Below are 10,755 nucleotides of genomic sequence, written 5' to 3' on the forward strand. Positions count from 1 at the left end.
ACCTTTCAAACAGAATGAATCAGAGCATCCACTTAAGAAGAATGTCAAACAACCTTGCATTTGAAACGGGTAACACTAGAATAGTGACCCAACCAGCTAAACATCGAATCATTCTTGTGGAGTGACACGCTATTTTACGGATAAGCCTCAAAAAGAGGGATCCAGGAGGAACGCACATCTATCTCTCTGCCAAAAGTGATTATAGCACGATATTTACTGATTGAGGTCCAACGTGTCAACTAATTCATCTGAACAATAAGGAGTAAGTTATCAAGGAACGTTCGGGTTGGTTTTGAACCATCGACCCTATATCTATCTTACAAGGGTTGGAAGTTAAACGCAAAAGCCCATCTCCAACCTTCAGGCGTAAATATTAAAAACTTAGAATCCTCTGCGAAAATGTGAGGTTCAACAGCATATACTTCGAACTTTTCCCCAATATCAGCTACTCCTGGTATTTCTCTAACTGCAATTACGCTCGCCAATTCATCTTACTTCCTTTCGTTACTTGTATAGTTTATTACTTGTTTTACTAATCCGAGTTATCGGACTGTTTTAGAGTTGGAGTCACAGATTGAACAGGAAGGTCGTTCTTCAAACTGTCATCCTTTTGACGCTGCTTAAGTTTGAGCTTTAATCGTAATTCTCGCCATATAGCTAAGAGAAGCATTATTATAGCTCCTGCAAATGTAGAACCTAAGATTATTAGAACTAAAGGAACTTCTTTGGTTATCCATAAAAGCTGAATAGTAACTAAGCTAGCATTTTGTACAGCAAAGATTGCAATCAGAATGGAACAAATAAGGGATAAAATAAGTACAAACATATTGCATTGACCTCCTCGCTCGTTTTAACGTTATTCGACTGTAACCTACGAGATTCCTGCACATAGTTTGCTTAGTTCAACTTTATTGTGGAGTGTATCTTGTTATTTCTAAGAACTTGTTGCGGCATCGTGGCTGGGTAATTATTGAGAGAAGTGCTATACTATTATCTAAATCACCATAGGAGGGGTAAACTTGAAAAAGTTATTCATTGTTATTAGCATATTATTGACGCTTGTTCTGTTAAGCAGTTGCTCTAATAAGAACGATATTAAGCCACCTGTTGAGGAAACTAAACCACAAGAAACTAAGCAACCACTTACCATTCAAGATTATTTTGCCTACAAAGAAAATACGAACTATGTGTATGAGGGAGAAGGGAATGAATATGCTTCATACAACGTTATGGTTGATTATATCGCAGGAAATCGTGTTCAGATAAGGTCTAATAACGGTGGAACTGAGATGATTAAGGTGCTAGAGAACAAAGATGGTGAGCTGACCCAACCAATAGTAAGAGGGGAAGCCTATTATCGAGAGAATATAACCAATAGTCCGAGTAATTATCAGGAAATTCTCTTGAAAGAACCGCTTGAAAAAGGAACTTCGTGGGTCTTGGCAGATGATAGAAAGAGATCAATTACTAATGTCGAGGTTGACATAACCACCCCTTCGGGTACTTATAAAACCCTAGAGGTTACGACCGAGGGTAAGGATCATAAGATCCAAGATTATTATGCCCCAAATATTGGTCTCGTAAAAACAATTTTCACATCAGATGGATATGTAGTTTACTCTGCTTTAAGCAAAGTAGAGAATAATGTTCCATTAACTCAAACGGTAAAATTCTTTTATCCAAATCTAAATAATGATAAGCTCAATTATCTTAATAAGAAGCTTTCTTTTATGACGAATGATCTGACAAACATTGTGTTTGAGAAGACATTTAAAGAACTGCCTAAAGGGGATATATCCAAGGTTTTGGGCCCGAATGTTAAGATTAAGAGTTTGTACTTAAATAAAGACGAAGTGGTTTATATTGATTTTACTAAGGAATTGGTTAGCGAAATGAACGCAGGCTCTGGTTATGAAAGCATGATTTTACAGAGTATCACCAATACACTAGGAACATATTACGGGGTCGACAAAGTCTATATAACGATTGAAGGAAGTCCATATTCGTCTGGGCATTATATGATGAACAAGGGTGAGTTCTTTAGAGTAGATCTAAAAAACAGTGTCGAATTTCATTGAATCTCCCTGGACAAGTTCAACTAGATTTCAGATGGAGTAGAACACGAAATAGGTTCCTTTACTGGTGAGGTGAAGATGATTATGGCTTCGTGTGTTCGTTTCTTACAGTGTGCAGGATTTCGTTTTGACAGCCCCTCCTGGGATGGACCGGAGACCTGGACGGCTCTGCGAAATAAAGATCTCTGGCAGACCTTTGAAGCGGTTCTCTCGCTTTGTCGATCGGAAAAAATTGAATTTCTTTTTATAACCGGAGATTTATTTGAACAAGAGTATGTGCGCAAAGAGACCGTCGAACGGGTAGCTAGGTCGTTTGCTCAGTTAGAAGGGGCGAGAATTTTTATAACTCCAGGTAGGAGGGACCCTCTGATTTTAACGTCTGCTTATCGCCTAGCGGTTTGGCCGAAGAACGTGCATATATTTTCAAGTGGTGTTAGTAGTATAAAAATTCCTTCCCATAACCTCATAGTTTTTGGAGAGGGCTGGACAACGTATCATCAGGAAGGACCTTTTCTAAACGGTTTTCAAACGACGAGTGACGGTACACTTCAGCTGATGCTTCTCCATGCTGAGGTGGATTCTGAGAAGAATACTGAAGGGTTTATTCCGATTCGGCAAGAGGAGATTGCTTCAAGTGGTTTAGCTTACTTAGCCTTAGGAAAGCGAGAAGTTTGGAGCGGGATTCAGCAAGCCGGGGAAACATTCTGGGCTGATTGTGGTGCGCCTGAAGCCAGAGGTTTTCAGGATAACGGTCCTCATGGTGTGCTGCTAGGTGAGATAGGGAAAGAATCCTCTCGATTTGAATTCCGAGAACTTGGACAACGGAGTTATATTGATAAGGATCTTACCTTTCAATCCCAAGCAGATTTTGAAAATGTTTCAGCGAATTTACTGGCAGAAACTAACCTAGAAGATCGACAGAACAATTTATTTAGGTTTAAATTATCAGGAACATTATTCGAAGTTGAAGGAATGCTACAAACTGTAAAAAATCTTCTCGAGACTCAGTTTCGCTTCGCTGAAGTTCTCTCCTTAGAACGAAAATCGCCGTCTCAATCTCAATTTGAATCACGAGGGGTTTCAGGAGTGAAGCACAGTGAAGGCTATCCTACTCTAGCCCAAATATTCGTGCATAAATTACAAAAGAACTTGGTTGACGTAAAGGGCTCGGAGAACTCTCAATACTGGGAACTAGTACAAAAAATTGGACTAACAGCGCTGGGGCAGGGACGGGGATTCGATGAGGATTGACCGAATCAGAATTGAAAATTTAGTAGGCCTGGGGAATGTCGACTGGATATTTTCCTCAGGCCCATTTCTGCTCTTATTTCAGGATAAAAGTATTCAAAAATTGTTTAGTGACTTACTGCTGAACCTATTCTACGATCAAAAAAAGTCTACGCCATGCTTAGGGCAAAACCGAAATGGATTAATCGAAGTGTGGATGTCTGGAGAAAGCCATCACTTTTATCTGCGTCATGAATTCATCCAAAAGGATGATAAACTGGAGCAGCTTTCAACCTTAATGGATGAAACTGAACAGCCTGTTAAGCTACCGGAATCAATGACTATTGGAGAGTATGTATTCAAGGTACAGCTTCAAGATTTTCTGCGGGGAGGGATAGTGGATTGGCCGGAAAATGACCACAATGATTATTTACTCCGGCGCATTAACAACCTTCGCCAAGGAGGGGATGAGGGACTTTCCTTAACCAATGTGCGGGCTTCCATTGTGGGGGCGCAAAAGAGAGTGAAAGAACAAAGTGGGAGTATGGCCCTTGTTAAGACCGAGTATGATACTCTAAGGCATGAATGGGAAATAGCTTACCGCCAACAAGACAATCAACGCTTGCTTCAAATTAATATAAAAAATTTATTGGAAAAAGAAATGATCTTAACTGAGAAAATTACGTCATCTGCCAATATTCAGAAGCGCATAGAGGTTCATTATCAAAACCCTGATTTTCGAGAGTTACGCCGACTGCAAGATGAGTTAAACCGGTTGGCAGAACGGCTGCAAGGTACGGAGACAAATTTGTTGGCCTTTTCTTCTGAATCATGTGTCGATTGGGCGTTAATTGAGAGCTTGCGTGAAGAGTGCATGGAGTGGGCATATCTCCAGAAAAACGTAGATCTCTTAGTTGCTGATACTCAGCTGCGCACCAGACAAATTGCGGAGATTCAAAATTTCCTCCAAACATCGGGATATATGGGAGTGTCGGAGGACGAAGAACAGATTCTGAGAATGTCGCTAGAAGCTAGGGATGTAGCGCAGGAGAAACTGAATAAACTCATGATTACAAAACGTGGACTTGATAAGCTTCAAGTAATTTTTTCACAAGAAAGTACTCGATTGGCGAATTTGGTAGTAATGGACGATGTTACAGAGGTAGATGAAATTAGAATTGCCCAAAGAGAAAAGTATTTACAACTGTGGCGAAGCTCCAAACTTGCTAACACTCTGGATCGAACGATGCGTAAATGGTTAGGTTTGACAGGTATTGCAGGAATGTTATCGTCTCGTCTTCAAGATTACTACAAACGATACCATGCCTCAAACTATCAGGAATTCACGAATCAACTGAAGGAATTTCGAGATCAAAAAAAACGGGTTGAAAGCGTGAAGAAACAGCTAGAAAAGCACCAAAACAAAGTGAGCCAAGAGGAAAATCTGCGTAGAATTGTGCGTGCGCGCAATGAAGTGTTGCAACAAGCGTTTACTGCAGTCCATACCAAAAATTTTTCAGAATGGCTGAGCGGATGGGAAGACTATCGACAAAGAAAACATCAGCTAGCCATAGAACTTAATGAGTTACAACTTGAACATGAAAAACAACAAAAAGAAGAAATAGAATTACTCAAATGCGCGGAACAACTGCGCAAAAAGATAGAGAATTGGCGAATACCCTCGACGGACAGAGAGGAAGTACTTGCAGCAGTATTAAAGGTTGCTAGTCTACTGAGGGATAAAGATGAGATGGAGAGAGCAGTTGCCGAGTTGTCCAAGAGGTTTTATGGTTTACTTGGTGATCGAAATATGGAACAACTCACCAAGGTTTTAGAACCTTTGGCAGAATTGGAACGCGAAGAACGTCTTCCGAATGAAAAAAGGTTGGCAGAAATGTCTACTTTGCATATAGAACAAATGGAAATCCGCCAGCGTTTGGCAGTTGCCAAACAACGCCTTCAGAGTACCCAGACATCTCAGTCGTTAGCTGTTCTGGAGAAGAAGATAGAGACAATGAAACATCAGTGGATGGCGTATGAGGACTTACGTCATGCTTTAGATGACGCGCATATCTTGTTGGAATTATCCTGGCGCGAATGGCAAACAAAGCACGAAAAGATACTCAGTATAGAAAAACAGTGGATTTTTGAGCATAGTTTCTCTGCGTCGACTCCAAAGGCCATAGAAGCCGAGACGTTAGCGAAGATGAATTATTTTTCATATCGTATGGCCGTCGCCCAATTAGTGCTTCGTGACAACACCGAGACCCCCTTGTTCTTCTCTGTTGGGATGGCAAAGATAGAGGATAAGGATTTTTGGAGAGAAGTTACAGAATATCTTTATAAACTATCCCCTACCAGACAGGTGGTATTTAGCACGACGGATCATAAATTGGGAGAGAAGCTTTCCAGTAGAGGTTGGTCTCTTTTTTGCTTGCCACTTATTTAATACTGACCAATTCATAGAGTATTTTCACATTAGGTTGACAACCAAAGCAGAATAATAGAAAATAGTAGGGGATAAGTAAACACTGTAATCTGGGATAGTGAAAAAAGTAATTTGGATGCAGAACATCCAAATTGTGGAAGTGTTTTTGAAAAAGAATATAATAATTTAGGGGGGTTCTATGAAAAAGGTCGGAGATTTACCAATGAGATATCTCGAAATCCTAAAAGCTAAGATATTCACAAAGAAGAACAAATCATGGAAATCTCCAAAAGTCATAGGAGGATCCATCGTTCTTTTACTTTTGATGGGAAGTGGAATGGTTTATCTTAATTCTACAACTTCAGCAGTCTATGTTGTCGTAAATGGCGAAAAGGTTGGTCTTGTCGCTAATCAAGATAAAGCTGGAGAAATGATAAATCAGATTCTTTCTGAAAAGGGAGCTCCCCTGGCTACTGAGGCTAAGACCCATGATGATATTACGTACTCAACTGTTCGAATTAAGAATGCTGATTATCGTGCTCTTTCTAAAGAAACGTTAGCTGAGGACATTTCTTACTATGTTGATGGAGTCATGTTAACGGTTAACAAGGAACCTCTCTTAGTTCTGGCTAAAGCAGAAGATGGAGAGAAATTACTTAAAGATTTTCAAGATTACATTTCTCAACCCAGTGATAAAAACCAAGTTTCCTCAGTCTCCTTTGAAGATGAAGTGGAGACGCAACCCGTGGAAGTCCCCTTGGACCAGGTCACTTCCTATGAGCAGGCCTTAGACAAACTAAAACAAGGAAATTTACAAAAGGTAGAATATACAGTTCAGGCTAATGATTCTTGGTGGCTTATTGCTCGAAAGAACGACATGAAAACAAAAGAAGTACTAGCTAGTAACCCAGGAACCACTGAGGATACCATACTTAAACTAGGTCAAAAAATTGTCTTGGACAAGGTTACACCCTACATAACGGTAGTGAGTAAAGGCGTTCGAACTGAAACTGAGACAATTCCCTTTGAAGTAGTGACAAAGACGAATACGAGCTTAACGTCTGGGCAATCGACTGTCAAACAAGCTGGAAGTGACGGAAAAAAGGAAGTTCAATATTCTTACGTTCAGAAAAATGATAAAGTGGTTTCTCAGACTGTTCAGGATGAAAAGGTATTAAAGGAAGCAGTCTCTCAAGTGATTGAGAAAGGACCTCAACGTACTAATGTTGCAGTTGCCTATTCTCGGGGTAGTGGAAGCATCACCTCGGGACTTGTTTGGCCGTTAAGGGGAAGAATTACGTCTTATTATGGATATCGGGGATCGGAGTTCCATACTGGTCTTGATATTGACGGTGATAAAGGAGATCCCTTTGTAGCTTCTGGATCAGGGACCGTTGTAAGTGCAGGATGGAATGGGAACTATGGTAACACGATTCTCTTAGATCATGGAAATGGAGTTATGACTCGTTATGCTCATGCTTCTAAGCTGCTGGTCTCTGCAGGAAATTCTGTTTCAAAAGGTCAGACAATTGGCTTGGTAGGCTCAACGGGTCGCTCTTCTGGTTCACACCTACATTTAGAAGTGATTATTAATGGAAGTCATGTCAATCCAACCGGTTACCTCCGCTAAATCTTAACGTAGAATTTTTAAAGGTTTAGGCACCATTAAAAGAGTGCCTAAGCCTTTTTTGTACTAGTCAGCAAGAATTACTATCTGGAAATGCTTGCCCATCATAAACCCCTATACCCCTATAAGGTATACTATAAATTATCCTTGTAAATTCTCTAAAAATATGATAAATATATGCATATGAAAACAATACGTATGGGGGGTATGGGGGATTATGAGCGAGAGCATTTCGCGTAGAACATTCTTCAAGAGAACTACTGCAGCTGGCTTACTTGGGGCTTTGGCCGCTACTGGCTTAAGCAAACCTGTTCAGGCTGCAGGACTGAGTAATGGAAAATTGGGTACCTTAATTGATTTAACGAAGTGTGACGGGTGTAAAAATTATAAAACCCCACTTTGTGTTGAAGCATGTGGCAAGCACAATCAAGCAAGATTTCCTGAACCGCAAAAACCACTAAAAAATTACTGGCCACAAAAAAAAGTAGAAGATTGGTCCAACAAAAGAGATCTAAAAAGTCGCCTAACACCCTATAACTGGACATTTGTGGACCATGTTAAAGTTGAGCATAATGGGACTGAACAAGAGGTTTATGTTCCACGACGTTGTATGCACTGCGATAATCCGACCTGTTCAAAGCTATGCCCTTTTAGTGCGATCACTAAAGATCAAACGGGAGCCGTGTCCATCGACGATGAGCTATGTTTCGGAGGGGCTAAATGTCGAGATGTATGTCCTTGGGGTATCCCTCAACGCCAGGCTGGGGTTGGTATCTACCTAGATATTGCGCCGGACTTAGCAGGTGGGGGTGTCATGTATAAGTGTGATATGTGCGTAGACCTTTTAGCAGAGGGTAGAAAACCTGCTTGTGTGAGCGCTTGTCCGAAGGGTGCCATCTCAATTGGTCCAAGAGAAGAGGTGAGAACCCTGGCTTATAAAAAGGCAGAAGAAGTAAATGGCTATATTTACGGGGATAAAGAAAACGGAGGGACTCCGACTTTATATATTTCGGCAGTTCCATTCGAGAAAATCGATGCAGCGATTAAAGCTGACAAAGCGAACAAGAAAGATATTTCTCCCGGCCGTCCGGGTATGCCTGTTAATGTAGAAAATTACCTTTCCACTGGAAAAGGTATGTTTTTGAGTTCAATAATGACGACCTTCGCAGGTGCAGCTGTTGCTGGAATTACGGCATATCGGACTATGAAAGGGGATAAGGCAATACGATCCCAGAAAAACCAGAACGAACAAAGAGAGGAGCATAACGATGACGAAGGAATTAAATAATCCAAAGCAGAGTAAAATTTTAAGACAAAGTATTGCCAATCGGTTTGTCCACTGGACAACAGCCCTCTCAGTTACACTGCTTATTATCACAGGTTTAGGGCAACTTCCGCTGTACACTCGGTACAATGTTACGAAATTACCAGGAGCACTATGGCTTGGCGATTATTTTATCACCATTAACCTTCATTATCTGGGCGCGTTTGGGCTATTATTTGCCGCAGCGTTCCATATTGTTTATGCATTCGCTCGCCGAGAATTTGATATTTTCCCACGTAAGGGAGATATGAAAGAATCATATCAGATTATTAAAGCAATGTTCACCAAAGGTAAAGAGCCAGCTTCTGATAAATACCTTGCTGAACAACGTGTAGCCTATCTGTTTATCGGACTAAGCCTTCTCCTCTTGATCGTGACGGGCCTGATTAAAACCCTGAAGAATGTCCCAGGCGTTGACCTCACGCACTCACTTTTGTATTGGAACACTGCTTTGCATAACATTGGTACGGGCTTAATTATATTTGGGATTATTGGCCACTTGGCTGCATTTCTCCTCAAGGAAAACCGTCCACTTCTTCCAGGAATGTTCACAGGCTCAATTAACAGGGAGTATGTCAAACATCGTCATAGTCTATGGTATGCTAAACTCCTTAAATCTGGTAAAATCATCGAAATCGAGCTCGATGAATCCATAACTCATGCTAATGGGGTTGACTTCATAAAACAGGTCGAGAAACAGTCGGATGTTGGCAAATCCGCTTCTATGTAATCGTTCGTAAGAATAAAAAGAACTCCTACGGAATTAAATGGGCCGTGAGGAGTTCCTTTTTATCCACTGGTTCAACTGTAGGAGAGGGTTTCTGAGGATTATTTTCCCTTGAATTCAGGTTTTCTCTTTTCTAGAAAGGCCGTAACCGCTTCACGTAAATCTTCAGTACCGCAGCAAAAGGTTGATTGTGCCTGTTCGAAGAGTAATCCTGCTTCAACGCTGCTTTCGTTGGCTAAATTGATCCCTTTCTTGGCAAAACGAATCCCTGCTGGAGGAAAACAGGCCATTTTATTGGCCAGCTTCATCGCGCGTTCATTAAGATCTTCTTTCTTAACCATTATTTCTATCAAACCAATCCGCAAGGCTTCCTCGGCATCAATCTCTTCACATCCCATAATTAATCGCTTTGCCTGGCCAATACCTACCAGATGGGTTAAGCGAGTTGTCCCCCCCATATCGGGTGATAAACCAAAACGTACTTCTGGAAGAGCAAATCTAGCATTATCAGCGGCTATGCGTATATCGCAACCAAGAATAAGTTCTGTAGCAGATCCATAGCACAGACCGTTTACGGCTGCAATTACTGGGATGGGGAGATCCTGCCAGAAGGAGTACAGTTTCTGCAGCCAGACTAGATTATCCATAATAAACTCAGAACTAACACCCTTCAAGAACTTGAGGTCTATCCCGGCGGAAAAGTTTTCACCGTTGGCATTGATCACGATTCCCCCCAAGGTGCGGTCTGAAGAGATCTCCTTTTGGATTTCCTCTAATTCATAAAGGAAGTTGGTGCCTACCAAATTAAAGCCTTGAGCATTATCCAGGGTTATTATACCGATTTTCCCATCTCTGTTAAAGGCTAAATAGTTCCCATAGCTCATTTTATTTCCCCCATCCCCCAAATTTTAGTATACTTAACTTGTACTGTAATATATTTTGACAGAAAAATCTATGCTATTTGGACTGTAAAGCAAAATAAATGAATCAATATTCATTTATTTCTTGTGCGCCGGGCAGTTCTATTTGTATTGGAGGATTAAAGTTCCTCTGTGCGCCGATTCCATTCGGAAGCACTAGCTAACAGACAGGGCGTCGTCCGTGAGGAGGGGTCCGGAGGGTCTGAAGGCAAACTGTGGAACGGAGCGAAAGCGAACCGATGCTGGCTGGTTTGGTGGGTAACTTTGCAAGATGTGAGAAAGCCCGATAAATGGAAAAAGCCAAATTAGTTAAGACGGTCGAGTTCACAGGGAGGCAAGTAGGATGACCCCGGGAGATCTCGCAGTGCCCGTGGAACGGTAACCTGACCTGCAAGGAGTGGTACTCTAAGTGGTCAACTATGCATTG

At 41.3% G+C, this 10,755-nt stretch carries 9 protein-coding genes; 6 read left to right on the top strand and 3 right to left on the bottom strand.

From position 1 onward, the window contains the following. Window positions 1-317: 317 nt before the first annotated feature. A complete protein-coding gene (locus tag JL57_RS33775; protein WP_291299799.1) occupies window positions 318-485 on the bottom strand; it encodes a hypothetical protein in 168 nt (55 codons plus the stop codon). A 47-nt stretch (window positions 486-532) separates the two neighbouring features. Continuing rightward, a complete protein-coding gene (locus tag JL57_RS07115; RefSeq protein ID WP_034141364.1) occupies window positions 533-826 on the bottom strand; it encodes a lipopolysaccharide assembly LapA domain-containing protein in 294 nt (97 codons plus the stop codon). A 193-nt stretch (window positions 827-1,019) separates the two neighbouring features. Between JL57_RS07115 and JL57_RS07120 the strand changes: the two genes are divergently transcribed. The 6 genes from JL57_RS07120 (at window position 1,020) to JL57_RS07145 (ending at window position 9,411) form a co-directional block, all read left to right on the top strand. Continuing rightward, window positions 1,020-2,078, top strand: a complete 1,059-nt coding sequence (locus tag JL57_RS07120; protein WP_034141365.1) for a GerMN domain-containing protein — start codon at window positions 1,020-1,022, stop codon at window positions 2,076-2,078. An 81-nt stretch (window positions 2,079-2,159) separates the two neighbouring features. Further along, window positions 2,160-3,326, top strand: a complete 1,167-nt coding sequence (locus JL57_RS07125; RefSeq protein ID WP_034141366.1) for a hypothetical protein — start codon at window positions 2,160-2,162, stop codon at window positions 3,324-3,326. Next, complete coding sequence (locus tag JL57_RS07130) at window positions 3,316-5,751, top strand: hypothetical protein (RefSeq protein ID WP_034141367.1); 2,436 nt, start codon at window positions 3,316-3,318, stop codon at window positions 5,749-5,751. The genes JL57_RS07125 and JL57_RS07130 overlap by 11 nt, the downstream gene beginning before the upstream one ends. 178 nt (window positions 5,752-5,929) lie before the next feature. After that, a complete protein-coding gene (locus tag JL57_RS07135) occupies window positions 5,930-7,360 on the top strand; it encodes a peptidoglycan DD-metalloendopeptidase family protein (RefSeq protein ID WP_291299800.1) in 1,431 nt (476 codons plus the stop codon). A 214-nt stretch (window positions 7,361-7,574) separates the two neighbouring features. Continuing rightward, window positions 7,575-8,645, top strand: a complete 1,071-nt coding sequence (locus tag JL57_RS07140; protein WP_034141368.1) for a 4Fe-4S dicluster domain-containing protein — start codon at window positions 7,575-7,577, stop codon at window positions 8,643-8,645. Further along, a complete protein-coding gene (locus JL57_RS07145) occupies window positions 8,626-9,411 on the top strand; it encodes a formate dehydrogenase subunit gamma (protein WP_034141369.1) in 786 nt (261 codons plus the stop codon). Before JL57_RS07140 ends, JL57_RS07145 begins: the two co-directional genes overlap by 20 nt. 98 nt (window positions 9,412-9,509) lie before the next feature. Here the strand turns inward: JL57_RS07145 and JL57_RS07150 are convergent, their stop codons facing one another. Then, entirely contained in the window at window positions 9,510-10,292 is a 783-nt protein-coding gene (locus tag JL57_RS07150) for an enoyl-CoA hydratase/isomerase family protein (protein WP_034141370.1), read from the bottom strand. Between the last annotated feature and the right edge of the window lie 463 nt (window positions 10,293-10,755).

The sequence above is a fragment of the Desulfosporosinus sp. BICA1-9 genome, from assembly GCF_000802135.1.